The organism is Pseudomonas sp. WSY_20, assembly GCF_043104335.1.
In the GTDB taxonomy this organism is placed as follows: Bacteria; Pseudomonadota; Gammaproteobacteria; order Pseudomonadales; family Pseudomonadaceae; genus Aquipseudomonas; species Aquipseudomonas parafulva_B.
Genome location: NZ_JBICKP010000052.1, coordinates 1 through 25,484, shown reverse-complemented (window position 1 = coordinate 25,484; position 25,484 = coordinate 1). Strand labels below are relative to the sequence as shown.

Below are 25,484 nucleotides of genomic sequence, written 5' to 3'. Positions count from 1 at the left end.
AACGCCGTCCTAACCGGGACACTTGGTGGATGAGGTTGCAATGAATAAAGGTCTACTAATCGCGCTGATGGCGACCCTGCTTACAGGATGCAATCACTACTTCAACAGCCCCTATGGCAGTCGCTGGGATCAGCGAAACATCCCCTGCGACGCCACACCACCCAACCAGCCTGGGTGCTACGACAATGTGCATCAAGAGGGGCTTCTCAACAGGCTTTTCGAAAAGGGCTAGTCATGCCTACCTTCTTCACGCGCTTGTTCAAGCGCAAAAATAAGTCAGGGCAGGCTGGGCTCAACCGTTCAACCGATTCCAGCCAGATCAGCCATGCCTGCTCCTTTGCGTTCACGAACAACGACGAGCCAGCGCCCATTACCTGTTCGGGACGACACCATGACGGCCATCATGTCAGCAACAGCGACCCTTCGAGTGACAGCCATTCTGGCGACAGCGCATCGAGTTCCAGCAGTTGTGACTGACGATGCGTCATCTTCTGGGTAACCAGGTCGCGATCAGCCAGATCACACCAGTCGCCAGCACCCAAGGCCACCTGCTTGCGGGGTTCATTGCCATTGCGACCAACGCGATAACGATCAATGCTGCCCCAGCCCATCGCTTGCGTGCTGGTGTAAACCATCTCTGAAAACGCTTATGCATGCATGTCCCGTTTATAGGCAGGTCAGGGAACAGCACCGCCCGCCTGCTTCATTTCCTGCAAGGCTATCCGCCTGTGCTGCAGCGCTGACTGATCTTCGATCCTACGCACCGCCAGTGTTCTCAATACCTCATAAGCAAGCGCGTTACAGGCAGGCTCCGATACGCCGTCCCCATGCTTGATGTCGATAGCCGCTTGCCGGCGCTCAATCTCCATCCTTGCGGGGTCATACTGAAATGCTGCCGCATGCTCTTCAAGCATCACACTATTGGCAGCAGCCAGGTCGACATCCAGCAGTCCGGTGATCGCGCACTGCTCCCCAGTAATGGATGACAGCGCAAAGCCCTTGTACTGAGCCTCCTCCATCACTGGCCGTGCAGGTTGCGCAGTACAGCTTGAAAGCATGACAGTGGCCATAATTAGGCATTGATAGTTTTTCATCAGGTCATGTCAGGTCTAATAAAGTTGATGAGCCATGCATTACAATCGGCCTCGTCAAATCCGCGCTCAAGGCACTGCACGCTCGGCCACGATACTGATGACGCGTAGGCTTCCTATCACGCCTACCGCGCCCCTTTCCAACTATTACCTGTTAAGGATGATGCCATGATCATTCGCCAGGCCACTAATGTCGACCATCCGCAGCTGCTGGACATTTGGCTGCGCGCTGTGCGCGCTACCCACCATTTCTTGCAGCAAGCCGATATTGAGGCATTGCTTGTTCAACTGCGCGATGTCTACCTGCCTGCTGTCGAATTATGGATCGCGGAAGAGCCCAAGGACGGACCGCTTGGGTTCATCGGGCTTAATGAAAGCCACGTAGAAATGCTGTTTATCGAACCCGATCGGCGAGGTGAAGGCATCGGCCGCGCGCTATTGGATCATGCCCGCGGTTTGCGCGGTCAAATCAGTGTTGATGTGAATGAGCAGAATCCGGAAGCGGTTGGGTTCTATCTGCATTATGGCTTTATCCAAACAGGCCGCTCCCCTCTGGATGGCGAGGGTCGCCCCTTCCCCTTGCTGCACCTGAGCTTGCCTGGCTAGCACTGTTGTCAGGGAGCGCTCTATTTCGCTCGTTGGTCAGGACGAAAAGCTCATCGGACCCCAACTGCTCACCTAGAGAGGCAGAGAAATGATCGACCATCTTGATCACCTCGTTTTGACAACCATCGATGTCGAGGCATGCAAGGATTTCTACACCCGCATCATGGGCATGAAGCTGGAAAACTTCGGTGCTGGGCGCTTGGCTATGCGCTTCGGTGAGCAAAAGATCAACGTGCACGTGCGTGGCCACGAATTCGAACCCAAAGCTCACTTGCCGGTACCGGGCGCACTGGACCTCTGCTTCATCGCCTCGATCAGCCTTGAGGAAGTCGTGGCCCACTTGAAAGCACAACAGTGGCCAATCATTGAAGGCCCCGTTCAACGTACCGGCGCCACAGGACCTATCCGATCCATTTATGTGCGCGACCCGGACCTCAACTTGATAGAGATATCGGAGCGGCTCTAGTCGGTTTCGCAAAGCAGAACGTGGAAATCCAGACAGGCCTGGATTGGCCTCAAGAAATTGAGCAGGCTATCGGGGGCTGCCGGTGGCAGCCCCAAATGATCAGGAAAAGAGCTTGAACGCTACCCAGCTCGTCGCCAGGGCGAACACTGCGCCTGCAGCAGCCGACAGAAAGATGCTGCGCGCTTGGTGTTGCGTGCCCTCACGGACCTCGCTGCCCAGCTGTGCTAGGTTCTCTTTCATCTGCTTGATAACTTGATCATGGCTCATGGTCGTCCTCGCTTGGGATGCCAGGTCACGCCTGTCGCAAGACCCTATGGCGCTAGTGTCGACCGAATCGGCGTAAAGCTCAAGACCGCTCGGCGCAAGCCTGTTTTCTCAGTGGGCAGGCTAGAGCTTTTGAATGAAGGCAGCAGCGGTAACGATGACGGTGACTAGCCCTCCCACCGCGACAAATGGGTAAAACAGCGTCTCGCGCTTCATTTTGTTGGCCTCGGCGATCAATTTTCGCGCCTCGGCAGTGAGCTTGTGAATTTCAGCCTGAAGCTTCTCAAGCTCCAGCTCCTCCTTCTCGGTCATTGGTCGTCCTTCCATGCCTCGAGCCGCACCCCGTCGTGCGTCCTGCGTGCTGCATTATGTGCGCTTGAGTTAGATAATGCAGCATGCCGCTATTTTGCAGTTTGGCAGCTTTTCCGACTTCATGAGATTCCACACGGCGCCTGGGGCAGCCGCCGTTAGCGGCTGCACCTCGCTGCATGACATCCAGATTGACGCACCAGCAATACCCTTTGCTATTCCAGCCGAACAAAGGTGGGCTGTGGATCGGCGAGACAAGTGTTACAATCCGCCAGTTCAAATCAGCGCCCAAGGCGCTGAACATCCGTGACCGCCGGCAGTACGCCCCCCCACACCTACGCAACCATGTGCTTGATGCCTGGGATGAACCCTGCGTTCATTGCAAATCAGCTCGGCCATAGCGTTGAGATGTTGCTCTCGACCTACGCGAAATGGATCAGCTCCTCCTCGGACCGGAGGGAGCTGGAGAAGCTGCCGCCCCGCGTCACGATTGGCCCATGCGTGGTCCAACCGTGACGCAAGGGGCTAAATACACCTCTGCCCCCCGCAGGACAAGCACTTGATCTCCACAGCAAACATCACCATGCGCTATGCCATGGGGTTTTGCGGGTGGGAATGTGTCGATTTTGCTGGGCCAGACTCCTCTCACTTCCTCACCGATACTCATGAGTTGGTTCGCGAATTGGTCCGATGGCTTTCATCCGGCCATGATGCCGATCCGGCATAACGCACGTCGTTCCCGGCGTATGCTCCGCTGATTCAAAGTCTGCTATCGACCCACAGCGGACTTTCAGACCGTATCTGCTTGCATCACACATATGTATATTCGTATATTCGGATTTCCATATGTTATGGTGCAGCCATGATTACCCCGCCCGATGTGTTCAAGAACTTATCCGACGAGACCCGTGCTCGCGCCACCTTGCTGATCGCTAGCCTCGGTGAACTCTGTGTCTGCGAACTGATGTGCGCTTTGCATGACAGCCAACCCAAGATAAGTCGCCACCTAGCGCAGTTGCGCAGCAGTGGCATGCTGTTGGACCGTCGACAGGGTCAATGGGTGTACTACCGCCTAAATCCGGATCTTCCCGACTGGGTGCATGAAATGCTGCAGGTAACCTTGCAGGCCAACTCACAGTGGTTGGCAGAAAACTCGCTTCGGCTGCAAAACATGGACGGCCGCCCCGTTCGTGACGCTGCCTGCTGCTGATCAACATCGGGCGAGGCTTTCATGCTGATTGCAATTGCCGTCTTTGTGTTCACCCTAATCTTGGTAATTTGGCAGCCGAAGGGACTTGGGGTTGGCTGGAGTGCCGCACTCGGTGCCCTCATCGCCTTGGCGTCGGGTGCCGTTTCGCTGCACGACATCCCAACCGTGTGGGCGATTGTCTGGAACGCCACCGCCACCTTCATCGCCATCATCATCATCAGCCTGTTGCTGGACGAGGCAGGTTTTTTCGAGTGGGCCGCGTTGTATGTGGCGCGCTGGGCAAACGGCAGCGGCTACCGCCTGTTCGGCTTCTGCGTGCTGCTCGGTGCTGCCGTGTCGGCGCTGTTCGCTAACGATGGTGCGGCGCTGATACTCACGCCCATCGTCATGTCGATGCTTCTCGCGCTGCGTTTTTCTCCTGCCGCGACGCTGGCTTTCGTCATGGCCGCCGGCTTCATCGCCGATACGGCGAGCCTGCCGCTGGTAGTCTCCAACCTGGTGAACATCGTCTCGGCCGACTACTTCAGGCTGGGTTTCAGCGAGTACGCCTCGGTGATGGTGCCGGTGAATTTCGCCAGCGTGGGCGCAACGTTGCTGGTGCTATTCCTGTTCTTCCGCCGTGACATCCCTAAGCAATACACGGTCGGGGCCTTGAAAGTCCCAAGCGAGGCGATTCATGACCGCGCAACCTTCAACGTCGGTGGCTGGGTGCTGGTGGTGCTGTTGATCGGCCTGTTTGCCCTGGAACCACTTGGTATCCCGATCAGTGCGGTAGCCGCAGCCTGTGCGGCGATCCTCTTTGCCGTCGCCGCTCGCGGGCACCGCATTTCGACCCGTCGGGTGCTACGCGAAGCGCCTTGGCAGGTGGTGATCTTTTCTCTTGGCATGTACCTAGTGGTCTACGGGCTGAAGAACGCCGGCCTCACCGATATGCTCACTCACTTACTCGACAGACTTGCGCAGCAAGGGCTGTGGGCTGCCGCCATCGGCACTGGGTTGATCGCCGCATTACTATCCTCTGTCATGAACAACATGCCCAGCGTGCTGGTTGGCGCCCTGTCGATCCAGGCCAGCGAGGCGCAAGGGCTGGTGCGTGAGGCGATGATCTACGCCAACGTCATCGGTTGCGACCTCGGCCCAAAAATCACCCCTATCGGCAGCCTCGCCACGCTGCTCTGGCTGCACGTGCTTGAGCGCAAAGGCGTGCGCATCACCTGGGGTTACTACTTCAAGGTCGGCATCCTGCTGACGCTGCCGGTTCTGTTGGTCACTCTTTCGGCCCTGGCATTGCGCCTGAGCCTCTGACATCCGCCACGAAGCGGAGGAGCCCCCATGCGAGTCCTGTTCATGTGCACGGCCAATAGCTGCCGCAGCATCCTTTCCGAGGCAATGTTCAGTCACTTGGCGCCTCCCGGATTTGAAGCCGTCAGTTCCGGCAGTTTTCCGAAGGGCCAAGTGTTGCCTCGTACCCTGACCACTTTGCAGCATGCCGGCATCTCAACCGAAGGGCTGAGCAGCAAGGGCAATGACGCGTTCGTGGACTGTCCTCCTGGCATCGTCATCACGGTGTGCGACAAGGCAGCAGGTGAAGCTTGCCCGGTGTATTTCGGCCCTGCACTGAAGTCTCACTGGGGGCTGGAGGATCCGTCCGATGTCGTGGCTGACCATGCATCGGTCGAAGCAGCATTCCGCGCCACGCTGGCTCGCATCGAGTTACGCTGCCGGGCGTTCTTCGCCCTTTCTTTTGGCACCCTTAGCCGCGACGAACTCAAACGCGAGCTGGATCGCATTGGCGCTCTGTAACCAGGAGGAAGCATGTCCGATCAACTGCCTAATCTCGATCTCTCGCTGTTTGACCTACCGACAGCGACAACCTCTATCAGCGAGCACAAGCCGCGCATCCTTTTATTATACGGATCGACCCGCGAGCGCTCATTCAGCCGCCTACTGGTGGAAGAAGCAGCGCGCCTGCTTGAGCACTTCGGCGCAGAGACCCGCATCTTTAACCCCTCTGGTCTGCCGCTACCTGACGACGTGCCGGTGGAGCATCCCAAGGTGCAGGAGCTGCGTGACCTGGTGCAGTGGTCGGAAGGCCAGGTCTGGTGCTCGCCGGAGCGTCACGGCGCAATGTCCGCCGTGTTCAAAGCCCAAATCGACTGGGTTCCCCTCGCGCTTGGGGCCGTGCGCCCCACCCAGGGCAAGACACTGGCGGTAATGCAGGTCTGCGGCGGCTCGCAGTCATTCAACGTAGTCAACCAGCTGCGGGTGTTGGGCCGCTGGATGCGCATGTTCACGATCCCCAACCAGTCGTCGCTCCCAAAGGCCTATCAGGAGTTCGACGATGTGGGCCGCATGAAGCCGTCTGCGTACTACGATCGCGTGGTGGACGTCATGGAAGAACTGGTCAAATTCACCCTGTTGTTACGTGATCGCCAGCAGTTTCTGGTGGATCGGTATTCGGAACGCAAAGAAAGCGCCGAGCAGCTTTCCGTCCGAGTAAATCAGCGCTCAATCTGAGGCAGACATGTGCATTGAAGTCAGACAAGCCCGGCCCGATGACGCTGCGGCGATCCAGGCCATCTACGCCCCTTTCGTGACGACGGCGGCAGCGAACTGGGCTGCGTCGCTGCGCAGCCGCTGGCCAGCAGCGTCAGCGCTAGCACCACCGGCAGCCGCGACAACTCTTTGATCATGGGCAGTGGCTCTCGCCTCCTCCTGCGCCCGCGCGCCTTGACGTTGCTGCTGACGAGCGTCACGCTCACCGATCACCTCGGCAAGACGGTCGCCGCTATCGCGCTTGGCCGACACTTGGCCAGCCTGCGCCTGCTCTACACTCCGGCCGTGCTCGTAGGCGCCCCAGTGGCTGGCCACCAAGACCACGGCAGCCGCCAAGCCAACCCAGGGGCTCATGCCACGGTCCCGCCCAGCTCTACCCACCGCCCCAGCAGCTTGTCTAGGCGGTGCGGGTTTTGCCCATAGGTGTTCCTGGGGAAGCTCGTCCAGATGTTCGAGCATTTGGCGATCGCTTGCTGAATACTGCCAGCCTTGATGTCATCCAGCGCGCGCCGCCCCCGGATCTGCTGTGGGGCTATGCGATCCTGGTTCTCAGGACGCACGTCCGAAGGACAGTCGCTTTGGGCAAGGTCGAGGAGAGAACGAAGACAGGAAGGGACCGTTTTGTGCTGCTGAACGATCGGGCATTGCGTGCTACCCAGTTCGCCAGGCAATACGCCGATCGCCGCAGGAATGGCAAAGGAGCGGTGGCCGTAACGCCGTTTGTTTTCCCGCCTTCCAAGAGCGTCGAGTATGTCAAGCAGACCTCTGACCTGCATAAGCAGTGGGTACAGGTGCTCAGTGAGCTTGGGATTCGACGTCGCCGCCCATATAACTGCCGCCACACGTATGCGACAATATGCTTAATGTCTGGTCTGAATCCCGCATTTATCGCCCAACAGCTGGGTCACAGCGTTCAAATGCTGCTATCCACCTATGCTCGTTGGCTTAACTCAAGCTCCGACTGGAGCGAGCTGGAAAAACTCAAAATTGGTATCAAATCGGTATCAGGTTGAGATCCAGCCCCGTAAGTGACTGATAGGTTAGCCCTTTGATCTCTACCGCCAACATCACCATGCAATTCGGCTCCAAGCCGCTGTTCGAAAACGTTTCGGTCAAATTCAACAACGGCAACCGCTATGGCCTGATCGGCGCCAACGGCTGCGGCAAGTCGACCTTCATGAAGATCCTGGGCGGCGACCTGGAGCCTTCTGGCGGCCAGGTGATGCTCGAGCCGAACACGCGCCTGGGCAAGCTGCGCCAGGACCAGTTCGCCTACGAAGAATTCACCGTGATCGATACCGTGATCATGGGCCACGGCCATCTCTGGAAGGTCAAGGCCGAGCGTGACCGTATCTATTCGCTGCCTGAAATGTCCGAAGAAGACGGTATGGCGGTCGCCGAGCTGGAAACGGAGTTCGCCGAAATGGACGGCTACACCGCCGAGTCCCGCGCAGGCGAATTGCTGCTGGGCCTGGGTATTCCGCTGGAGCAGCATTTCGGCCCCATGAGCGAAGTGGCGCCAGGCTGGAAACTGCGCGTGCTGCTGGCCCAGGCGTTGTTCTCCGACCCGGACGTACTGCTGCTCGACGAGCCAACCAACCACCTGGACATCAATACCATCCGCTGGTTGGAAACCGTGCTCACCGCGCGTAACAGCACCATGGTGATCATTTCCCACGACCGCCACTTCCTCAACAGCGTGTGCACCCACATGGCTGACCTGGACTACGGTGAGCTGCGCCTGTTCCCCGGCAACTACGACGAGTACATGACCGCCGCCACCCAGGCCCGCGAGCAGTTGCTGTCGGACAACGCCAAAAAGAAAGCCCAGATCGCCGAACTGCAAACCTTCGTCAGCCGCTTCTCGGCCAACGCCTCCAAGGCCAAGCAAGCCACCTCGCGGGCCAAGCAGATCGACAAGATCCAGCTGGCCGAGGTCAAGCCGTCGAGCCGGGTCAGCCCGTTCATCCGCTTCGAGCAGACCAAGAAACTGCACCGCCAGGCTGTGACGGTCGAAAAAATGGCCAAGGCCTTCGACGACAAGGTGCTGTTCAAGGACCTCGGCTTCACCGTCGAAGCCGGAGAGCGCGTCGCGATCATCGGACCCAACGGCATCGGCAAGACCACCTTGCTGCGTACGCTCGTGGGCGAGATGACCCCGGACAAGGGCGAAGTCAAATGGACCGACAGCGCGGAAGTGGGCTACTACGCCCAGGACCACGCCCATGATTTCGAAGACGACATGACCCTGTTCGACTGGATGGGCCAGTGGACATCGGGTGAGCAGGTGATCCGCGGCACGCTGGGGCGCATGCTGTTCTCCAACGATGAAATCCTCAAGTCGGTCAAGGTCATCTCCGGTGGCGAACAGGGCCGCATGCTGTTCGGCAAGCTGATTCTGCAAAAGCCCAACGTGTTGGTCATGGACGAACCGACCAACCACCTGGACATGGAATCGATCGAAGCGTTGAACCTGGCACTGGAAAACTATCCAGGCACCCTGCTCTTCGTCAGCCACGACCGTGAATTCGTCTCCTCGCTTGCGACCCGCATCATCGAGCTGTCAGCCGATGGCGTGGTGGACTTCAGCGGCACCTACGACGAATACCTGCGCAGTCAGGGCGTGGTGGCTTGATTCAGCGTAATCGCTGAACGCCTCTGAGGCTGCGGCGCATCGAGCGTCTGCTCGAAAAACGCAGCCGTCTCGCGTTGCAGCGAACGATGGATGTGCCGGCGGTCCACACCCTCGGCATCCTTGCACAGCGCCGGCATGCGCAGGGCCTGCTCGGCGTCGCAATGCGCCATGAATACGAAATGACCGGCGCCTGCCAGCAGGCGGTAGTCAGGTGTGAGGGGTAACTTGCGAGCCAGGGCCTGGGCGTTGCGATCCACCGCCACGAGCTGGTCCTTGTCGCCGCTGTAGATGAGCGCCGGCAGGTGCACATCGACCAGGGCGTGGCGTCCGAACAGCAGGCTCAGCGGCGCCATCAGCATCACTGCGCCGACGCGTGAGTCTGCCTGTGGCGAAAGTTCGCTGCGGTCGGCAATCAATACACCGTGGGTTTTGCAGGCATCGTGATCATCCGGTCGCTCGAGGCAATACGCACGCAGGCGATCAAGGTCAGGGCGCGCGCCGGCCAGGATCAAGGCAGTTTCGCCGCCAGCCGAATAGCCAATCAATCCGACTTTCCCGCCATTGAGCCGAGGCCCAAGCAGTGCATCGCTGCGCGCTGCGGTGATAGCAGCGCTGACTTGCAGCGGCCGACCGTACAGATTGCTCAGGGTGCCCAGCCGGCTGGGGTCGCGGGCATTGTCGCCTGGGTGGACCACGGCCACCACTACATACCCTTGCTTGGCCAGTGAGGTTGCCAAATAGTGCAAGGCCAGTGGGCTACCGGTGTTGCCATGCGAGAGCACGAGCAACGGAAAACGCCCTTGGGCCACAGGCGCCTCTTCAGCCACCTCCAGCGCGTAACCGTCGATGTGGCTGGCGCGGGTATGCCCCTTGGCGGGATAGAACGCCAAGGCTTGCATCGGGCGGTTGTCTACCGGGTCGGTCAGGGTCATGTGATGCAGCCCTGCCACCCAGGGCCCAGCATCAGCGGCGCCCATCGGGCCAACGACCATGGCCAGTGCCAGCAAGCAACGAGAAAGGATCATGGGGGCTCTGCGCATCTGCCACTGAATAGCTTGAGCTTAATCGCTGCCCTCCCGTCAAAAATGAAAAACCGATGAAACATCGGCTGCGCCATGGAAGATCCGTTCTGTGTTTGTGCGCGTCATCGAACCCATGGCATATAGGCAGGTCAATCAGACGTCGTCGATCATTCGCAATCGTGGAGAGCCGAGCATGAGCACACCCGCTTACCAACCCCCGAAGGTATGGCGCAACGAAGCGGCCTCGGGGGGCCACTTCGCCAGTATCAACCGGCCGGTCGCCGGGCCTACCCATGACAAGGACCTGCCAGTGGGCGAGCAACCGCTGCAGCTTTATTCGCTGGCGACACCCAATGGCGTCAAGGTCACCATCGCCCTGGAAGAGCTGCTGGAACTTGGCCATGCCGGCGCTGAATACGATGCCTGGCTGATCAGAATTGGCGAGGGTGACCAGTTCTCCAGCGGATTCGTACAGGTCAACCCCAACTCGAAGATCCCCGCATTGCTTGACCGCAGCGTCGAGCCGCCGGTGCGGGTATTCGAATCAGGCTCCATCCTGCTGTACCTGGCCGAGAAGTTCGATGCCCTGCTCCCGCAAACGGCCGCCGAGCGCACCGAAGCCCTGAACTGGCTGTTCTGGCAAATGGGCGCGGCGCCGTACTTGGGTGGTGGGTTCGGGCACTTCTACGTCTATGCCCCTGAAAAGATCGAGTACGCGATCAATCGCTTCACCATGGAAGCCAAGCGCCAGCTGGACGTGCTCGACCGCCGTTTGAGCGAGACCACCTACCTTGCCGGCGGCCATTACAGCATCGCCGACATAGCCGTGTGGTCATGGTACGGCCAGCTGGTGCTGGGCAACCTCTACAACGCTGCTGAGTTTCTCGCGGTTCACGAATACCCCAACGTTCAGCGCTGGGCCCAGGCGATCGCTGCACGGCCCGCCGTGCAGCGGGGCACGCGGGTCAACCGGACCTGGGGAGATGAATCCAGCCAGGTACCGGAGCGGCATTCGGCAGCGGACCTGGACTGAACGGCCCGCTGATGTCGGGCGGCCCTGATTGCGGGGCCGCCCAGGCGTCAACGAAGCGTCCTCGCTCAATGCCCGCATGCATGCACCCGTTTGCCCGTGCGCACACCTGCGCACGCTTTAACCTTCTTGTACACTCCCTGCATCAGCCTGATGCCATTCACCTCTAGGGCCGCTGCGCGGCCCATCGCGGCACGAGGCCGCTCCTCCATTGCTCTGTGAGCCTATGAACTCAGGTGTCACGCGGTCATTGTAGGAGCGGCCTTGTGCCGCGATGGGCCGCGCAGCGGCCCCAACGATCCTGGATGAACAGCATTACCGCATTAGCCCAACCTGCATTTTCTGGTGAACGCATGATCGAGGTAACCGAGGTTTCCATCGCCGAGCTGCGCAGCGCGCTCGAGTCGGGCCGCACGACGGCGGTCGAACTGGTCAAGGCCTACCTGGCCCGCATAGACGCCTATGATGGCGCCGACACCGACACCGCCCTCAATGCCGTGGTAGTCCGCAATCCTGATGCACTGGCCGAGGCCGAGGCCTCCGACGCCCGCCGGGCCCGTGGAGAGGTGCTCGGGCCATTGGACGGGATACCCTACACCGCCAAGGACAGCTACCTGGTAAAAGGCCTGACCGCAGCGTCCGGCAGCCCGGCCTTTAAGCATCTGGTAGCCCAGCGCGACGCCTTCACCATCGAACGGCTGCGCGGGGCCGGGGCCATCTGCCTGGGCAAGACCAACATGCCACCCATGGCCAACGGTGGCATGCAGCGCGGCGTCTATGGCCGCGCCGAGAGCCCCTACAATGCGGCATACCTGACCGCGCCCTTCGCTTCAGGCTCTTCCAACGGTGCCGGTACCGCGACAGCTGCGAGCTTCAGCGCTTTTGGTCTGGCCGAGGAAACCTGGTCCAGCGGCCGCGGCCCTGCGTCGAACAATGGCCTGTGCGCCTACACACCCTCACGCGGGGTCATTTCGGTAAGGGGTAACTGGCCCCTCACGCCGACGATGGATGTGGTCGTGCCATTCGCCCGCACCATGCATGACCTGCTGGAAATTCTCGACGTGGTCGTGGCCGATGACCCTGATACCCGGGGTGACCTGTGGCGGCTGCAGCCTTGGGTGTCGATCCCGAAGCCCTCGCAGGTACGCCCAGCCAGCTACCTCGACCTGGCAGCGGGCACCGCCGCCTTGCAAGGCAAAAAGTTTGGCGTACCGCGCATGTACATCAACGCCGATGAGCACGCGGGCACGTCGGAAAAGCCGGGTATCGGCGGCCCCACTGGCCAGCGTATCCATACGCGGGCAAGTGTCATGACGCTCTGGCAGCACGCTCGCCAAGCCCTGGAAAACGCCGGTGCGCAGGTTGTGGAAGTCGACTTCCCGCTGGTCTCCAACTGCGAAGGCGACCGCCCCGGCGCCCCCACCGTCTACACCCGTGGCATCGTCAGCAAGGCTTTCCTGCACGATGAGCTGTGGGAACTCTCCGGCTGGGCGTTCGACGATTTCCTGCGTGCCAACGACGATCCGAATCTCAATCGGCTGGCGGATGTGGACGGCCCGCAAATCTTCCCACACGACCCCGGCACTTTGCCTAACCGTGAGGATGATCTGGCCGCTGGCATGGACGAGTACGTCACCATGGCCAAGCGCGGCCTGAAGACGTGGGATCAGATCGAGACCCTGCCTGACGGCCTGCGTGGCCTTGAACAGACCCGCAAGATCGACCTGGAAGACTGGATGCAAACCCTTGGGCTGGATGCCGTGCTGTTCCCTACTGTGGCCGATGTAGGGCCTGCCGATGCTGATGTGAACCCGGCGTCGGCTGACATTGCCTGGAGCAATGGCGTGTGGGTGGCCAACGGCAACCTGGCCATACGCCACCTGGGCGTGCCCACGGTCACCGTGCCCATGGGCGTGATGAGCGACATTGGTATGCCGGTAGGCCTGACCTTCGCGGGGCGGGCCTACAGTGATAATGCACTGTTGAGCTTTGCCGCAGCGTTCGAAGCCACGGGTTCACGACGGATCATTCCACCACGCACCCCAGCCTTGGGCTGAAAGCACAGGTAAGCGCCAGTCAACTCGCGCAAATCAACATTATGTGTAAATATGCACAAAATGTTGATTTGAAGAGTTCGCATGGCCCTGTTGCCCGAAGATGAACGCCGCTTGACCTTGAGCGTGCTCAAAGCCTCTATCGAGGCCTTGGGCAGTGTCGTCACTCACAACACCGAAATTCTGCTTCACGACCTGGACCAGCCCGAGCGGTCCGTCGTGGCCATCGTCAATGGGCACCTTTCTGGCCGGCAGGTGGGCAGTCCTATCCTGGCTGTGCCGGAGCAGGATCAGGGCCTGCAAGCCTTGCTGAAGGCCGCGGCCGATCAGCAAGGCTGTGGGCCCGTTGTGCTGCCCGACTATCCGACCGCCATCAAGGGCCGCACGCTGCGCAGCGCTACCGCGATCTTTAGCGACAGCGCTGGCCACCCTTTCGCCAGCCTTTGCGTCAACACCGATGTCACCGGCCTGGACGCTGCCATGGGCTTTCTACAAAGCTTCGCGCCCATGGGCAGCTCGCCCGCAGCGGCAGAGCCCGCGGACATGGAGGCGCTGATGAGCGAGATCATCCAGGCGGCGCTGCATGACACCGGCCAAGGCCGCATGACCCGGCAAGCCAAGATCGAAGCGGTCCGCGTGATGCAGGAACGCGGGCTGTTCATCGTCAAGGGCGGCGTCGAGAAAGCGGCCAACGCCCTCGGCGTGACCCGCTATACCGTCTACAACTACCTCGAACATTTGCGCGGAGCCTCCCAGTGACCTTGCACATCCGTACCCCCCTCATCGAATCACGCCCACTGTCGCTGGCTGCCGATTGCACTGTCTGGCTCAAGCTCGAGGCATTGCAGCCCTGCGGCTCCTTCAAGCTGCGCGGCGTCGCCCACGCCTGTGAGTTCCACCATGCCCGCGGCGCGAAACGGTTCGTGTCTTCCTCAGGCGGCAACGCCGGGCTCGCCGTCGCCTATGTCGGGCGCAAGCTCGGCGTTCCCGTGACCGTGGTCGTGCCCGAGACCACCACCGTGCGTGCCCAGGAATTGCTGCGTCTTGAGCACGCTGAGGTCATCGTCCACGGGCAGTCCTGGCAGGAGGCCAATGCGTTGGCGCTGAGCCTGATGGGTGACGATGCCGCGTTCATTCACCCGTTCGACGACCCTTTGCTGTGGGAAGGCCATGCCAGCCTGGTCGATGAGGTGGCCGAAGCCGGCATCAAGCCCGATGCGGTTGTGCTTTCGGTGGGCGGCGGGGGTTTGCTGAGCGGCGTCGTGCAGGGGCTACAACGTAATGGCTGGGCCGATGTGCCGATCCTGGCCGTGGAAACCCATGGCGCAGCCTCCCTGCATGCCGCCATCGAAGCCGGCGAATTGGTGACCTTGGAGCGGTTGGATACGATTGCCACCACCCTGGGCGCGAAACAGGTAGCCGAGCACGCGTTTCGCTGTACCCAGCAACACCCCGTGCAAAGCCTGCTGGTCAGTGACCGACAGGCCCTGGAGGCGTGCGAGCGCTTTTTGCTGGATCACCGCCTGCTGGTCGAGCCCGCCTGCGGCGCCGCCTTGGCGGTAGGGTATGAGGCCAGCGCGCTGGCAAGCTACCGCAATGTACTGGTGGTCGTGTGCGGGGGCGCCACGGCTACCTTGGCGCAGATCCAGGCATGGCGTGCAGCGCTCGAGGCATGAACCAGCCTGCCGGGAGCGGTCATGAACCGCTCCTTGCATAACCCCGCTGCACTCTGCACGTATAGACACGGCCCAAAAAAAGCCCGTGATACACACGGGCAACTGAGCATCAACGCAATAACCTGTGTTCTCAGCCCTTCTTCAATGCCTGCTCCTTGTGCATGGCCATGTGCCCGGTCTTGTCGCTCTTGACCTCGTACTGTGGCTCCTCTTTTGAGCAATGCCGCTGACGCCCCATGAACTCGACGTCCTGGGTATGCACTTTTTCTACGGTGCCGTGTACGACCCCGGCCTCGGAATTCCAGTGCACCTTGTCACCTTTCTTGAATGTATTGCTCATCGATTTCTCCTTGTAACCTGCGCGGGAGGATTGAGAGTGTCATCTGTCGTTGTTCTACTGAGCACGCCGAGCATAAAAAGATTCAGTCACGGCAACGATGCCCGGACGAAATGCAATTGCACCCTTTCGGTCTGCGGCGAGTGAAGGCACAATGCGTGTCCTTTTTTTGGCCGGCCTTGCCGAGGGCCTCTAAATGATCAATACGCCGTACTACCTCATCGACAAGACCAAGCTGCTGAGCAACATGCAGAAGATCGCCTATGTGCGCGAACACTCGGGTGCCAAAGCGCTGCTGGCGCTCAAGTGCTTCGCCACTTGGTCGGTGTTCGACCTGATGCAGCAGTACATGGACGGCACCACGTCGTCTTCGCTGTACGAGCTCAAGCTCGGCCGCCAGAAGTTCGCCGGCGAAACCCACGCCTACAGCGTGGCGTGGGCCGACGACGAGGTCCAGGAGATGCTCGAGAACTGCGACAAGATCATCTTCAACTCCATCGGCCAGCTGCAACGTTTCGCCGAGCAGTCCGAAGGCAAGGTACGGGGTCTGCGCGTCAACCCACAAGTCAGCAGCTCGGACTATCAGCTGGCCGACCCGGCACGCCCGTTCAGCCGCCTAGGGGAATGGGACCCTGCCAAGATCGAAACCGTAATCGATCAGGTATCGGGGTTCATGTTCCACAACAACTGCGAGAACGGCGACTTCGCCTTGTTCGACCAGATGCTGACTCGCATCGAGGAACGTTTCGGCCACCTGCTGCACAAAGTGAAATGGGTAAGCCTGGGCGGCGGCATCCATTTCACCGGCGAAGGCTATGCGCTGGACGATTTCTGCGCGCGTCTGAAGGCGTTCTCGCAAACCTATGGCGTACAGGTTTACCTGGAGCCAGGTGAAGCCGCGATCACCCAGAGCGCTTCGCTGGAAGTGACTGTGCTGGACACGCTGTACAACGGTAAGCACCTGGCCGTGGTCGACAGCTCGATCGAAGCGCACATGCTCGACCTGCTGATCTACCGCCTCAATGCCAAGATGGCGCCCAACGACGGTGAGCACACCTACATGGTATGCGGCAAATCGTGCCTGGCCGGCGATATTTTCGGTGAATACCAGTTCGAACGCCCACTGGCGATCGGCGACCGCCTGTCCTTCGTGGATGCTGCGGGTTACACCATGGTCAAGAAAAACTGGTTCAACGGTTTGAAGATGCCATCCATCGTGGTCAAGCAACTCGACGGCAGCGTCGAGGTGGTGCGCGAGTTCGGTTTCGAAGACTACGTTTCCAGCCTGTCGTAAGACAGGCCTCGTCTGTAAGGAGCAACAGGTAAATTGAAGAAGAACGTTCTTATCATTGGTGCAGGAGGTGTCGCCAAGGTGGTGGCCCACAAGTGCGCGCAGCATAACGACGAACTGGGTCGTATTGCCATCGCGTCACGGAACATCTCCAAATGCCAGGCCATCATCGACAGCGTCAAGGCCAAGGGTAGCCTCAAGGTACCCGCCGACATCCAGGCCTTTTCGCTCAATGCCCTCGACGTCGAGGCGACCAAGGCATTGATCCGCGAAACCGAATCGCAAATCGTGATCAATGTCGGCTCTGCATTCCTGAATATGTCGGTGCTGCGTGCATGCATCGATACCGGCGCTGCCTACCTGGATACTGCCATCCACGAAGAGCCGGGCAAGATCTGTGAAACCCCGCCATGGTACGGAAACTACGAGTGGAAACACCTCGAAGAGTGCCAGGCCAAGAACATCACGGCCATTCTCGGTGTCGGTTTCGACCCGGGTGTGGTCAACAGCTACGCAAAGCTTGCGCAGCAGCAGTATTTCGACCGCATTGATTCGATCGACATCCTCGACGTCAATGCAGGCTCGCATGGCAAGTACTTTGCCACCAACTTCGACCCGGAAATCAATTTCCGCGAGTTCACCGGGCAGGTGTGGAGCTGGCAGAACAGCCAGTGGACCAGCAACACCATGTTCGAAGTCAAGCGCACCGATGACCTGCCCGTGGTGGGTTCGCAAAACCTGTACCTCACCGGTCACGATGAAGTGCACTCCATCTCCAAGAACCTGAACGTACCCAACGTCCGGTTCTGGATGAGTTTCGGCGAGCACTACATCAATGTGTTCACGGTCCTGAAAAACCTGGGCCTGCTCAGCGAGCAGCCGGTCAAGACCGCAGAAGGCCTGGAAGTGGTACCGCTGAAAGTGGTCAAGGCCGTGCTGCCTGATCCAGCGTCCCTGGCGCCTGGCTACACCGGCAAGACCTGCATCGGTGACCTGGTCAAGGGCACCAAGGACGGGCAACCGCGTGAAGTGTTCATCTACAACGTGGCCGATCACGAGGAGGCGTACGCCGAAACGGACAGCCAGGGTATTTCGTATACCGCTGGCGTACCACCGGTAGCCGCTGCCTTGCTGGTGGCTCGCGGCGAGTGGGATGCCAAGCGCATGGTCAACGTCGAGGAGCTGCCTGCCGAGCCGTTCCTCAAGACGCTGGACGTGATGGGCCTGCCAACCCGTGTGAAGGACGAAAAAGGCGACCGTCCGTGGGACGCTGAAGCCTGATTCACCCAAGAGGGCGCCTTCGAGGCGCCCTCTTCTTTTATCGACAAACCCCACCATGTCTTTCACGATCGCTGAAACCCAGTAGCTGCCCGCGCCATCAACCACTCATCGGATAACCTAGGAATCTGCTCGGATATTTCGCCAGGCGGCGTTCAGCACTTGCAATTGACCTTAGCCCTCAATACTGTATGAATATTCAGTACGACAGGTAAGAGTCATGCAACTGATCGCCAAACTGGGCATTCTTGCCGATGCCGCCAAGTACGATGCATCTTGCGCCAGCAGTGGTGCGCCAAAGCGCAGCTCGCGTGGCGGCAACGGTTTGGGCGCTACCAACGGCATGGGCATTTGCCACAGCTACACCCCAGATGGTCGCTGCGTGTCTCTGCTGAAGATTCTGCTTACCAACTTTTGCCTGTACGACTGCCAGTATTGCGTCAACCGACGCTCCAGCAATGTGCCCCGCGCACGGTTCAGCCCTGAAGAAGTGGTGCGTCTGACGCTGGACTTCTACCGGCGCAACTGCATCAGTGGCCTGTTTTTGAGCTCGGGCATCATCCGCTCGGCTGACTACACCATGGAGCAGCTGATCAGGGTCGCGCGGTTGCTGCGCGAAGAACATAACTTCCGTGGCTATATCCATCTCAAGACCATTCCGGACGCCGATCCGCTGTTGATCGAAGAAGCAGGCCGTCTGGCCGATCGCTTGAGCGTCAACATCGAACTGCCTACCGACGACAGCCTCAAGCGCCTGGCACCGGAAAAGCAAGCATCGACCATCCGTCAAGCCATGGGCGTGATTCATCAAGGGCAGCAAGCGGTAGCCAACGAGCCTCGCGCCCCGCGCTTCACCCCTGCCGGTCAAAGTACCCAGGTCATCGTCGGGGCTGACAGTACTGACGACAGCACACTGCTGCGCAATGCCGAATCGCTGTACCAGGGGTACGGCCTCAAACGTGTCTACTACTCAGCCTTCAGCCCCATTCCCGACAGCCCTGGCAGCGTGCCACTGGCCGCCCCGCCTCTGCTGCGTGAACACCGCCTGTACCAAGCCGATTTTCTCTTGCGCGGGTACGGGTACAAGGCCGGCGAGCTGTTGGGACAAACCGGCAACCTGGCGCTGGATATCGATCCCAAATTGGCATGGGCGCTGGCCAATCGCGAAGTGTTCCCGCTGGATGTGAACCGCGCAGAGCCCGCGCTGCTCGCCCGCATTCCAGGCATAGGCCTGCGCAGCGTGCAGCGCCTGGTCGCCTTGCGCCGTGAGCGGCGTATCCGCTATGACGACCTGATCCAGCTGCGTTGCGTGCTCGACAAGGCCCGGCCCTTTATCGTGACCAGCGATTATCGCCCTGCCCAGGCCGACCTTCGCAGCAGCCTGCTGCGTGCCCGCCTGCGTGAACCACAGGCACCGGTTCAAATGGGGCTATGGGGGTGATAGCGCTCGATTGCGATGACCTGTTCGGCGTCTGGCGGGATCAGGCCAGAGCCTTGCTGAGCCATGGCGTCGATCCGTCACAAGTCACCTGGTCCCAAGGGCCCATGACCGACATGCTGGCCGACACCACCACGCTGCCGGCCGGTACGGGCCCGTTTCGGGCGAAGGTGCCGGCGGCCTTGCTCGGTCAACTGGAGGAAGCGGCACGCTATCACGGCGAGCAGCGGTGGAATCTGTTGTACGAAGTGCTGTGGCGGGTCGCTCACGGCGACCGCACGGCGATGCTGGCCGGTGATCGGCTGGGCAGCGAGCTGCATCGACGCATCAAGCAAGTCAGCCGCGAAGCCCATCACCTGCATGCGTTTTTGCGGTTCGTGCCGCTGCCTGAAGCGTTGGTCGAGCACTTGCAATTGGACCTGGTCGCTTTTCACGAACCTGCTCACGACATTCTGCAAAGCGCCAGCCCGCATTTTGCCGACAGGCTGGGGCGGCTGCGGTGGCTGATCGCGACGCCACGCGATGGCATCCGCTATGACGGCCGCCGCTTCGACTATCAGCGGCAATGCCCGGAGCTCTGGCGGCAATGGGCGCAGCACGCAGAAGACCCTGGCGCCGAATTGTGGCGAACCTACTACCGCCACACCTTCAACCCCGCCCGCCTGAACCCCAATGCCCTGCGCCTGCACATGCCTGGCCGCTTCTGGCGCCACTTGCCAGAAGGGATGCTTATCCCTCAACTCGAGGGCCTGGCACGCCAAGGCAAGCAGCGGGACGGCCAGGCCTTGGAAGTCGCAGCCCAGGCTGGCAAGCAGATCAACAAGGCCTCGCGGAACAGTTGACTGCCGGAGCCCGAAAAGCGCGCCTGCCACAAACCCCGTGTTGAGCCGTAATGCTGTTCACTTAGGGCCGCTTCGCGACCCATCGCGGCACTAGGCCGCTCCCACCCTGACTGCGTGACGCTTGAGTCAAAGGGCTCACAGGACAGTGTGGAAGCGGCCTTGTGCCGCGATGGGCCGTGAAACGGCCCCAACGATCTTAAGTGAACAGCACTACGTGTTGAGCCGAACGTTCCGCGTGCCCTGCCGTCATAACCTGAGCCGGTGCCGACACGCAAAGAGGACGCGAGATGACCCAACCCGACCCGTCATACGTCAAGTGGCTTGAAGAACGCTCCATGCTGAAGGCATCCCAGGAGCGGGCCAGCCTGTACTCCGGGCAAGCGCGACTGTGGCAACAGCCCTACGCCCTGGCCCAGCCGCGCCGTGCGACAGAAATCGCTTCGGTCTGGCTGACGGTTTACCCCGATGCGATCATCGCGCCCGACGGTTGCTCGGTGCTGGGCGCTTTGGCCCATGAAGCGCTATGGAAGCGCCTGTCAGAAATTGGTATTCAAGGTGTCCACACCGGGCCAATCAAGCGTTCCGGCGGTATCAGCGGGCGCGAGCTTACGCCGAGCGTGGACGGCAACTTCGACCGGATCAGCTTTGACATCGACCCGCTCTACGGTACCGAGCAGGAACTGATACAGATGAGCCGCATGGCCGCCGCCCACAATGCCGTCACCATCGATGACCTGATCCCGTCGCACACCGGCAAAGGCGCCGATTTCCGCCTGGCCGAGCTGGGGCTGGCGCCCTACCCAGGCCTCTACCACATGGTCGAGATCCGTGAAGAGGATTGGGGGCTGCTTCCTGACGTGCCCGAAGGCCGCGATTCGGTCAACCTGCTCCCCGCTCAGTGCGACGAGCTCAAGGCACGCCACTACATCGTCGGTCAGCTACAACGGGTGATCTTCTTCGAGCCGGGCGTCAAGGAGACCGACTGGAGCGCCACGGCGCCAATCACGGGCGTGGATGGCAAGACCCGCCGGTGGGTTTACCTGCATTATTTCAAGGACGGTCAACCCTCCCTGAACTGGCTCGACCCGACCTTCACGGCGCAGCAGATGATCATAGGCGATGCCCTGCATGCCCTGGACTGCCTGGGCGCACGTGGTTTGCGCCTGGATGCCAATGGTTTCCTGGGTGTCGAAACACGCGCCAGCGGCACCGCCTGGTCGGAAAGCCACCCCTTGTCGCTGGTCGGTAACCAGTTGATCGGTGGCATGATCCGCAAGGCAGGGGGGTTCAGCTTCCAGGAGCTGAACCTCACCCTCGATGACATCGCCCAGATGTCCAGCGGCGGGGCCGACCTGTCCTACGACTTCATTACCCGACCGGCCTATCAGCACGCGCTACTGACCGGCGATACCGAATTCCTGCGCTTGATGTTCAAGGAAATGCACGCCTTCGGCATCGACCCAGCCTCGCTGATTCATGCGTTGCAAAACCATGATGAGTTGACGGTCGAGCTGGTGCATTTCTGGACCCTGCATGCACATGACATGTACCTGTACAAGGGCCAGACCTTGCCCGGCAGCATCTTGCGCGAGCATATCCGGGAGGATATCTACGAGCGCCTGTCCGGTGAGCATGCACCTTACAACCTGCGGTTCGTCACCAATGGCATCTCTTGCACCACGGCCAGCTTGATCACCGCTGCCTTGGGTATCCGGGAGCTTGATGACATCACCTCCGAGCAAGTTGAATCGATTCAGAAGCTGCATCTGCTGCTGGTGATGTACAACGCCATGCAGCCTGGTGTGGTGGCCATATCCGGTTGGGACCTGGTGGGTGCCCTGCCCTTGCCTGCCGAAGCGGTGGCTGAGCGGATGACCGACGGCGACACACGTTGGATACACCGCGGCGGTTATGATCTGGCAGGTCTGGACCCAGAGGCCCAGGCCTCAGTGCGCGGTATGCCGCGTGCCCGTGCCTTGTACGGCAGCCTTGATGAACAACTCGAGCGCAGTGACTCGTTCGCCAGCAAGGTCAAAAAGCTGCTCGCGGTTCGCCAGGCATATGGCATCGCCACTAGCCGGCAACTGCTGGTGCCCGACGTGACCTCGCCTGGCCTGCTGGTGATGGTGCATGAACTGCCTGCAGGGCGCGGTATCCAGATAACCGCCCTGAACTTCAGCCAGGACGAAATCAGTGAGGAGCTGCAACTGACCGGTTTCACGCCAGGTCCTGTGGTGGACATGATCAACGAAACGGTCGAGGGCGATTTGACCGAGGACGGACGCTTGATGGTTAATCTGGACCCCTATGAGGCGTTGTGCCTGCGCATCGTCAACAGCAGTGGTCACGTCTGAGGTGCGGTGACTTGCATTTGCGGGCGCCTGGGCATAGTTTGCGCAAGTCAACTTACCCGTGCCCAGGAGCAACGCAATGTACACCGGCATCGTCCAGGCCGTCCGCCCTCTGCTTGATGTAGCCCGTCACCCTGGCCACAACCAGTTCACCATCGACCTCACCCCGGCACTGCTCGACGATCTGAAGATCGGTGCCAGTGTCAGCGTTGAAGGGACCTGCCTGTCGGTCACCGAGATCGAAGGCACACGCGTCCGCTTCGACGCCATGACGGCAACGCTGGAGCGCACTAACCTGCGTTGTTTGCAGGCCGGCCAAGGAGTGAACATCGAGCGTTCGGCGAAAATGAACGCAGAGGTGGGCGGCCACCTCATGGCTGGCCACATCGCCACCACTGCAGACATCGTAGACATCTCCATCGCTGCCACCGGTGCATACATCAAGTTCCGCATGCCGCCTGAATGGGCCAAGTACGTCTTTGCCCGCGGCTTCATTGGCGTCAATGGCTGCAGCCTCACCGTCGCCGACATCGAGGACAACGTGGTCACTGTCAACCTCATTCCAGAAACCCTGCGCCAGACCACGTTTACCCGTTATCAGGAAGGCGACTTGCTCAATATCGAAGTCGACCACCACACCATGGTGCTGGTCGATGTCGTGGAGCGCACCATTCGCAATACCCTGGCCCGCGAGCAACGGTAGACCCGAGGACTGCACATGCTACCTGCCGCCGCAGCCACACCTAGTTCCAGGCGCCGTCGTGTCCACCGGTTACGAGGCCGCGTAGGGCTCGGTCTGGTGGCCGGCCTGTCGGTACTGGCAGGGATGACCGATGCCATCGGTTTGTTGGCCTTGGGCGATTTCGTCTCGTTCATGAGCGGCAACACCACGCGCCTTGCCGTCGCCATCAACGACGTCAATGGCCCGATGATCCTGCGCCTGGCAGGCGCGCTGCTGGGCTTCGTGGCTGGCAATACCTTGGGTGTGGTGCTGGCGCACAAGTGCCGGCGCCGTGCCTGGCCCGTACTGCTGGTGGTAGCGGTGCTGCTTGGGTTTGCGGGGATGCTGCCAGCGCCGGATACCTCAATACTCTTGTTGGCCGCCACACTGGCGATGGGGATGATCAATGCCGTGGTTGAGCAGGTCAACGGTCTGCCGATTGGCCTGACCTATGTTACCGGTGCCCTTTCGCGATTTGGCCGTGGCCTGGGCCACTGGATGCTGGGCGCTCGCCGCCATGGCTGGCGGGTGCAACTGGTGCCTTGGCTGGGCATGCTGCTGGGAGCAGCATGTGGCGCTTGGTTGCAGAAACACCTAGGGCTGCAGGCTATGGTCGGCAGTTGTGTGCTGACCTGCCTGCTGACCCTGGTGTCGCTGTTCATCCCTCGTGCCTGGCAGCGACGCTACATGCCCCGCTGATCAATCGATACGTGGATGCTGCTGCACCAGCAGCTTGCGCTTGGCTTCCAGTTCAGCGATCTGGGTATCGATGTCTTCGATCTTCTGCTCGATATTGTCGTGGTGCTCCTGAAGCAGTTCGCGAGCCTCGTCGATGTCAGACGCTGCTGGCGCCGCGCCACGCAACGGCTTGTTGGCCGTTTCTTTCATGGTCACCCCAGTGATGAAACCAATCACGGCAATCACCATCAGGTAGTAGGCGGGCATGTACAGGTTGCTGGAGCTTTCCACCAGCCAGGCGGCCAGAGTCGGGGTAAGGCCTGCAATCAGCACCGAAATGTTGAAGGCACTGGCCAAGGCGCTGTAGCGGATATGCGTCGGGAACATCGCTGGCAGGGTCGATGCCATCACGCCAATGAAGAAGTTCAGCAGCACGGCCATCAGCAGCAAGCCGGCGAAGATGAAGCCCAGCACACCGCTGTTGATCAGCATGAAGGCAGGAATTGCCGCCGCAAAAAGGCCGACGCTGCCCAGGATGATGAAGGGTCGACGGCCGAACTTGTCGCTCAGAAGACCGATTATCGGCTGCACGAACAGCATGCCCACCATGATCGCGATGATGATCAGTACACCATGATCTTCGCTGTAATGCAGGTTGTGGGACAGGTAGCTGGGCATGTAGGTGAGCAGCATGTAGTACGTGACGTTGGTCGCGATCACCACGCCGATGCAGGTGATCAGGCTACGCCAGTGCTTGGTCGCCACTTCCTTGAACGACACCTTCGGCCCGGAAGCCAGGCCTTCACGGTCGCCTTGCTCCAGTTTGTCGACATGCTGCTGGAAGGCTGGGGTCTCCTCCAGCGCGTGACGCAAGTACAGGCCAATCATACCCAGCGGCAAAGCCAGGAAGAACGGCAAGCGCCAGCCCCATTCAAGGAATTTCTCTTCACCCATCACGGTGGAGATCATCACCACCACGCCGGCGCCCAGGACGAAGCCGGCGATGGAGCCAAAGTCCAACCAGCTGCCCAGGAAACCACGCTTGCGATCAGGTGCATACTCGGCCACGAAGATCGACGCGCCGGTGTACTCACCGCCTACCGAGAAGCCTTGGGCCATCTTGGCCAGCAACAGCAGGATCGGTGCCCATATGCCGATACTGTCATAGGACGGTATCAGGCCAATGGCGAATGTGCTCAAGGACATGATGACGATGGTGGCGGCGAGAATCTTCTGTCGCCCGAAGCGGTCGCCGAGCGCGCCGAAGAACAACCCACCCAGTGGTCGGATCAGGAACGGCACGGAGAAGGTGGCCAGCGCGGCAATCATTTGAACGCTGGGGTCGGCATTGGGGAAGAACACTTTGCCCAGGGCATAGGCGACGAAGCCATAGACGCCGAAGTCGAACCACTCCATCGCGTTGCCCAGCGCAGCGGCGGTAATGGCCTTACGCATCTTGGCGTCGTCGACGATGGTGATGTCCTTCAGGCCAATCGGCTGAACCCTTTTCTTGCGAGATTTCATTTATTTATCCCTGACGGTGACTGCTCTAAGGGATCAGATACAAAGGGACACTAAATAATTCAGCGCTTAGCGTTTTTTTGTGAAAGCAGGCACAAGGTGGGATGC

At 60.3% G+C, this 25,484-nt stretch carries 26 protein-coding genes and 3 pseudogenes; 20 read left to right on the top strand and 9 right to left on the bottom strand.

The window, feature by feature from the left end:
* Nucleotides 1-401: 401 nt before the first annotated feature.
* Together ACF8E5_RS13070 and ACF8E5_RS13065 are read right to left on the bottom strand one after the other, a co-directional pair.
* The gene (locus tag ACF8E5_RS13070) at nt 402-635 is read right to left on the bottom strand and encodes a hypothetical protein (RefSeq protein WP_326383707.1); all 234 of its coding nucleotides are present in this window, start codon (nt 633-635) and stop codon (nt 402-404) included.
* Nucleotides 636-677: 42 nt separating this feature from the next.
* Nucleotides 678-1,094, bottom strand: coding sequence for a hypothetical protein (locus tag ACF8E5_RS13065; protein WP_392475382.1), 417 nt, complete (start codon nt 1,092-1,094; stop codon nt 678-680).
* Nucleotides 1,095-1,259: 165 nt separating this feature from the next.
* Between ACF8E5_RS13065 and ACF8E5_RS13060 the strand changes: the two genes are divergently transcribed.
* Together ACF8E5_RS13060 and ACF8E5_RS13055 are read left to right on the top strand one after the other, a co-directional pair.
* Complete coding sequence (locus ACF8E5_RS13060; protein ID WP_058638265.1) at nt 1,260-1,697, top strand: acetyltransferase; 438 nt, start codon at nt 1,260-1,262, stop codon at nt 1,695-1,697.
* 88 nt (nt 1,698-1,785) lie between these two features.
* The gene (locus ACF8E5_RS13055; protein ID WP_058604129.1) at nt 1,786-2,163 is read left to right on the top strand and encodes a VOC family protein; all 378 of its coding nucleotides are present in this window, start codon (nt 1,786-1,788) and stop codon (nt 2,161-2,163) included.
* Between the two features lie 99 nt (nt 2,164-2,262).
* Here ACF8E5_RS13055 and ACF8E5_RS13050 read toward each other — a convergent pair whose 3' ends face one another.
* Both ACF8E5_RS13050 and ACF8E5_RS13045 read right to left on the bottom strand, forming a co-directional pair.
* A complete protein-coding gene (locus ACF8E5_RS13050) occupies nt 2,263-2,430 on the bottom strand; it encodes a hypothetical protein (RefSeq protein ID WP_165919287.1) in 168 nt (55 codons plus the stop codon).
* 120 nt (nt 2,431-2,550) lie between these two features.
* Nucleotides 2,551-2,739, bottom strand: coding sequence for a hypothetical protein (locus tag ACF8E5_RS13045; protein WP_027916391.1), 189 nt, complete (start codon nt 2,737-2,739; stop codon nt 2,551-2,553).
* 176 nt (nt 2,740-2,915) lie between these two features.
* Between ACF8E5_RS13045 and ACF8E5_RS13040 the strand changes: the two are divergent.
* The 5 genes and pseudogenes from ACF8E5_RS13040 to arsH all read left to right on the top strand — a co-directional run bounded on the left by ACF8E5_RS13040 (nt 2,916) and on the right by arsH (nt 6,463).
* A pseudogene (locus tag ACF8E5_RS13040) lies at nt 2,916-3,265 on the top strand (integrase).
* Nucleotides 3,266-3,598: 333 nt separating this feature from the next.
* Nucleotides 3,599-3,946 (top strand): metalloregulator ArsR/SmtB family transcription factor, encoded by a 348-nt coding sequence (locus ACF8E5_RS13035; protein ID WP_058638266.1) that lies wholly within the window; start codon nt 3,599-3,601, stop codon nt 3,944-3,946.
* Between the two features lie 21 nt (nt 3,947-3,967).
* Nucleotides 3,968-5,251, top strand: a complete 1,284-nt coding sequence (locus tag ACF8E5_RS13030; protein WP_058638267.1) for an arsenic transporter — start codon at nt 3,968-3,970, stop codon at nt 5,249-5,251.
* A 27-nt stretch (nt 5,252-5,278) separates the two neighbouring features.
* On the top strand, nt 5,279-5,749 hold the full coding sequence (locus tag ACF8E5_RS13025) for an arsenate reductase ArsC (RefSeq protein ID WP_326383711.1): 471 nt from the start codon (nt 5,279-5,281) through the stop codon (nt 5,747-5,749).
* Between the two features lie 12 nt (nt 5,750-5,761).
* Nucleotides 5,762-6,463: an arsenical resistance protein ArsH gene (gene arsH / locus ACF8E5_RS13020; protein ID WP_058638269.1), complete on the top strand. Its 702-nt coding sequence runs from the start codon at nt 5,762-5,764 to the stop codon at nt 6,461-6,463.
* A gap of 63 nt (nt 6,464-6,526) precedes the next feature.
* On the opposite strand, the gene ACF8E5_RS13015 is transcribed toward arsH, so the two are convergent.
* Together ACF8E5_RS13015 and ACF8E5_RS13010 are read right to left on the bottom strand one after the other, a co-directional pair.
* Nucleotides 6,527-6,856 carry a DUF2514 family protein gene (locus tag ACF8E5_RS13015; RefSeq protein ID WP_145256018.1) on the bottom strand — a complete coding sequence of 110 codons (330 nt, stop codon included), beginning with the start codon at nt 6,854-6,856 and terminating at the stop codon, nt 6,527-6,529.
* A pseudogene (locus ACF8E5_RS13010) lies at nt 6,853-7,056 on the bottom strand (glycoside hydrolase); the annotation flags it as partial. The pseudogene ACF8E5_RS13010 and the gene ACF8E5_RS13015, both read right to left, overlap by 4 nt.
* A gap of 3 nt (nt 7,057-7,059) precedes the next feature.
* Between ACF8E5_RS13010 and ACF8E5_RS13005 the strand changes: the two are divergent.
* Both ACF8E5_RS13005 and ACF8E5_RS13000 read left to right on the top strand, forming a co-directional pair.
* Nucleotides 7,060-7,515: pseudogene (locus ACF8E5_RS13005) on the top strand (tyrosine-type recombinase/integrase); the annotation flags it as partial.
* Between the two features lie 35 nt (nt 7,516-7,550).
* Nucleotides 7,551-9,137 (top strand): ABC-F family ATPase, encoded by a 1,587-nt coding sequence (locus ACF8E5_RS13000; protein WP_023533837.1) that lies wholly within the window; start codon nt 7,551-7,553, stop codon nt 9,135-9,137.
* On the opposite strand, the gene ACF8E5_RS12995 is transcribed toward ACF8E5_RS13000, so the two are convergent.
* Nucleotides 9,119-10,162, bottom strand: a complete 1,044-nt coding sequence (locus ACF8E5_RS12995; RefSeq protein WP_392475381.1) for an alpha/beta hydrolase family protein — start codon at nt 10,160-10,162, stop codon at nt 9,119-9,121. The two genes, ACF8E5_RS13000 and ACF8E5_RS12995, sit on opposite strands and share 19 nt — an antisense overlap.
* 190 nt (nt 10,163-10,352) lie before the next feature.
* Between ACF8E5_RS12995 and yghU the strand changes: the two genes are divergently transcribed.
* The 4 genes from yghU (at nt 10,353) to ACF8E5_RS12975 (ending at nt 14,919) form a co-directional block, all read left to right on the top strand.
* Nucleotides 10,353-11,192: a glutathione-dependent disulfide-bond oxidoreductase gene (yghU, locus tag ACF8E5_RS12990; RefSeq protein ID WP_058604069.1), complete on the top strand. Its 840-nt coding sequence runs from the start codon at nt 10,353-10,355 to the stop codon at nt 11,190-11,192.
* A gap of 350 nt (nt 11,193-11,542) precedes the next feature.
* Nucleotides 11,543-13,246, top strand: coding sequence for an amidase (locus tag ACF8E5_RS12985; RefSeq protein WP_392475380.1), 1,704 nt, complete (start codon nt 11,543-11,545; stop codon nt 13,244-13,246).
* A gap of 81 nt (nt 13,247-13,327) precedes the next feature.
* On the top strand, nt 13,328-14,002 hold the full coding sequence (locus ACF8E5_RS12980) for a transcriptional regulator (RefSeq protein WP_392475379.1): 675 nt from the start codon (nt 13,328-13,330) through the stop codon (nt 14,000-14,002).
* Complete coding sequence (locus tag ACF8E5_RS12975; RefSeq protein WP_058605460.1) at nt 13,999-14,919, top strand: pyridoxal-phosphate dependent enzyme; 921 nt, start codon at nt 13,999-14,001, stop codon at nt 14,917-14,919. Before ACF8E5_RS12980 ends, ACF8E5_RS12975 begins: the two co-directional genes overlap by 4 nt.
* A 130-nt stretch (nt 14,920-15,049) precedes the next feature.
* Here ACF8E5_RS12975 and ACF8E5_RS12970 read toward each other — a convergent pair whose 3' ends face one another.
* On the bottom strand, nt 15,050-15,259 hold the full coding sequence (locus ACF8E5_RS12970) for a DUF2945 domain-containing protein (protein WP_197844072.1): 210 nt from the start codon (nt 15,257-15,259) through the stop codon (nt 15,050-15,052).
* 193 nt (nt 15,260-15,452) lie between these two features.
* Here ACF8E5_RS12970 and ACF8E5_RS12965 point away from each other — a divergent pair, with 193 nt between their 5' ends.
* The 7 genes from ACF8E5_RS12965 (at nt 15,453) to ACF8E5_RS12935 (ending at nt 23,876) form a co-directional block, all read left to right on the top strand.
* Nucleotides 15,453-16,550, top strand: a complete 1,098-nt coding sequence (locus ACF8E5_RS12965) for a carboxynorspermidine decarboxylase (RefSeq protein WP_058605458.1) — start codon at nt 15,453-15,455, stop codon at nt 16,548-16,550.
* Between the two features lie 33 nt (nt 16,551-16,583).
* Nucleotides 16,584-17,828: a saccharopine dehydrogenase family protein gene (locus tag ACF8E5_RS12960; RefSeq protein ID WP_196127536.1), complete on the top strand. Its 1,245-nt coding sequence runs from the start codon at nt 16,584-16,586 to the stop codon at nt 17,826-17,828.
* Between the two features lie 217 nt (nt 17,829-18,045).
* A complete protein-coding gene (locus tag ACF8E5_RS12955) occupies nt 18,046-19,266 on the top strand; it encodes a putative DNA modification/repair radical SAM protein (protein WP_023533877.1) in 1,221 nt (406 codons plus the stop codon).
* A complete protein-coding gene (locus ACF8E5_RS12950; protein ID WP_058638277.1) occupies nt 19,257-20,105 on the top strand; it encodes a TIGR03915 family putative DNA repair protein in 849 nt (282 codons plus the stop codon). Before ACF8E5_RS12955 ends, ACF8E5_RS12950 begins: the two co-directional genes overlap by 10 nt.
* A gap of 287 nt (nt 20,106-20,392) precedes the next feature.
* A complete protein-coding gene (treS, locus tag ACF8E5_RS12945) occupies nt 20,393-22,459 on the top strand; it encodes a maltose alpha-D-glucosyltransferase (RefSeq protein WP_392475378.1) in 2,067 nt (688 codons plus the stop codon).
* Between the two features lie 76 nt (nt 22,460-22,535).
* Nucleotides 22,536-23,159 carry a riboflavin synthase gene (locus ACF8E5_RS12940; protein ID WP_058605453.1) on the top strand — a complete coding sequence of 208 codons (624 nt, stop codon included), beginning with the start codon at nt 22,536-22,538 and terminating at the stop codon, nt 23,157-23,159.
* Nucleotides 23,160-23,174: 15 nt separating this feature from the next.
* A complete protein-coding gene (locus ACF8E5_RS12935; RefSeq protein ID WP_392475377.1) occupies nt 23,175-23,876 on the top strand; it encodes a YoaK family protein in 702 nt (233 codons plus the stop codon).
* Here the strand turns inward: ACF8E5_RS12935 and proP are convergent, their stop codons facing one another.
* Nucleotides 23,877-25,379, bottom strand: coding sequence for a glycine betaine/L-proline transporter ProP (gene proP, locus ACF8E5_RS12930; protein ID WP_392475376.1), 1,503 nt, complete (start codon nt 25,377-25,379; stop codon nt 23,877-23,879).
* Between the last annotated feature and the right edge of the window lie 105 nt (nt 25,380-25,484).

Excerpts from the sequence above, each read along its gene's own strand:
- ACF8E5_RS13070 (WP_326383707.1), bottom strand. The coding sequence starts at position 635 with ATGGTTTACACCAGCACGCAAGCGATGGGCTGGGGCAGCATTGATCGT.
- ACF8E5_RS13065 (WP_392475382.1), bottom strand. The coding sequence starts at position 1,094 with ATGAAAAACTATCAATGCCTAATTATGGCCACTGTCATGCTTTCAAGC.
- ACF8E5_RS13060 (WP_058638265.1), top strand. The coding sequence starts at position 1,260 with ATGATCATTCGCCAGGCCACTAATGTCGACCATCCGCAGCTGCTGGAC.
- ACF8E5_RS13055 (WP_058604129.1), top strand. The coding sequence starts at position 1,786 with ATGATCGACCATCTTGATCACCTCGTTTTGACAACCATCGATGTCGAG.
- ACF8E5_RS13050 (WP_165919287.1), bottom strand. The coding sequence starts at position 2,430 with ATGAGCCATGATCAAGTTATCAAGCAGATGAAAGAGAACCTAGCACAG.
- ACF8E5_RS13045 (WP_027916391.1), bottom strand. The coding sequence starts at position 2,739 with ATGACCGAGAAGGAGGAGCTGGAGCTTGAGAAGCTTCAGGCTGAAATT.
- ACF8E5_RS13035 (WP_058638266.1), top strand. The coding sequence starts at position 3,599 with ATGATTACCCCGCCCGATGTGTTCAAGAACTTATCCGACGAGACCCGT.
- ACF8E5_RS13030 (WP_058638267.1), top strand. The coding sequence starts at position 3,968 with ATGCTGATTGCAATTGCCGTCTTTGTGTTCACCCTAATCTTGGTAATT.
- ACF8E5_RS13025 (WP_326383711.1), top strand. The coding sequence starts at position 5,279 with ATGCGAGTCCTGTTCATGTGCACGGCCAATAGCTGCCGCAGCATCCTT.
- arsH (WP_058638269.1), top strand. The coding sequence starts at position 5,762 with ATGTCCGATCAACTGCCTAATCTCGATCTCTCGCTGTTTGACCTACCG.
- ACF8E5_RS13015 (WP_145256018.1), bottom strand. The coding sequence starts at position 6,856 with ATGAGCCCCTGGGTTGGCTTGGCGGCTGCCGTGGTCTTGGTGGCCAGC.
- ACF8E5_RS12995 (WP_392475381.1), bottom strand. The coding sequence starts at position 10,162 with ATGATCCTTTCTCGTTGCTTGCTGGCACTGGCCATGGTCGTTGGCCCG.
- yghU (WP_058604069.1), top strand. The coding sequence starts at position 10,353 with ATGAGCACACCCGCTTACCAACCCCCGAAGGTATGGCGCAACGAAGCG.
- ACF8E5_RS12985 (WP_392475380.1), top strand. The coding sequence starts at position 11,543 with ATGATCGAGGTAACCGAGGTTTCCATCGCCGAGCTGCGCAGCGCGCTC.
- ACF8E5_RS12980 (WP_392475379.1), top strand. The coding sequence starts at position 13,328 with ATGGCCCTGTTGCCCGAAGATGAACGCCGCTTGACCTTGAGCGTGCTC.
- ACF8E5_RS12970 (WP_197844072.1), bottom strand. The coding sequence starts at position 15,259 with ATGAGCAATACATTCAAGAAAGGTGACAAGGTGCACTGGAATTCCGAG.
- ACF8E5_RS12965 (WP_058605458.1), top strand. The coding sequence starts at position 15,453 with ATGATCAATACGCCGTACTACCTCATCGACAAGACCAAGCTGCTGAGC.
- ACF8E5_RS12955 (WP_023533877.1), top strand. The coding sequence starts at position 18,046 with ATGCAACTGATCGCCAAACTGGGCATTCTTGCCGATGCCGCCAAGTAC.
- ACF8E5_RS12950 (WP_058638277.1), top strand. The coding sequence starts at position 19,257 with ATGGGGGTGATAGCGCTCGATTGCGATGACCTGTTCGGCGTCTGGCGG.
- treS (WP_392475378.1), top strand. The coding sequence starts at position 20,393 with ATGACCCAACCCGACCCGTCATACGTCAAGTGGCTTGAAGAACGCTCC.
- ACF8E5_RS12940 (WP_058605453.1), top strand. The coding sequence starts at position 22,536 with ATGTACACCGGCATCGTCCAGGCCGTCCGCCCTCTGCTTGATGTAGCC.
- ACF8E5_RS12935 (WP_392475377.1), top strand. The coding sequence starts at position 23,175 with ATGCTACCTGCCGCCGCAGCCACACCTAGTTCCAGGCGCCGTCGTGTC.
- proP (WP_392475376.1), bottom strand. The coding sequence starts at position 25,379 with ATGAAATCTCGCAAGAAAAGGGTTCAGCCGATTGGCCTGAAGGACATC.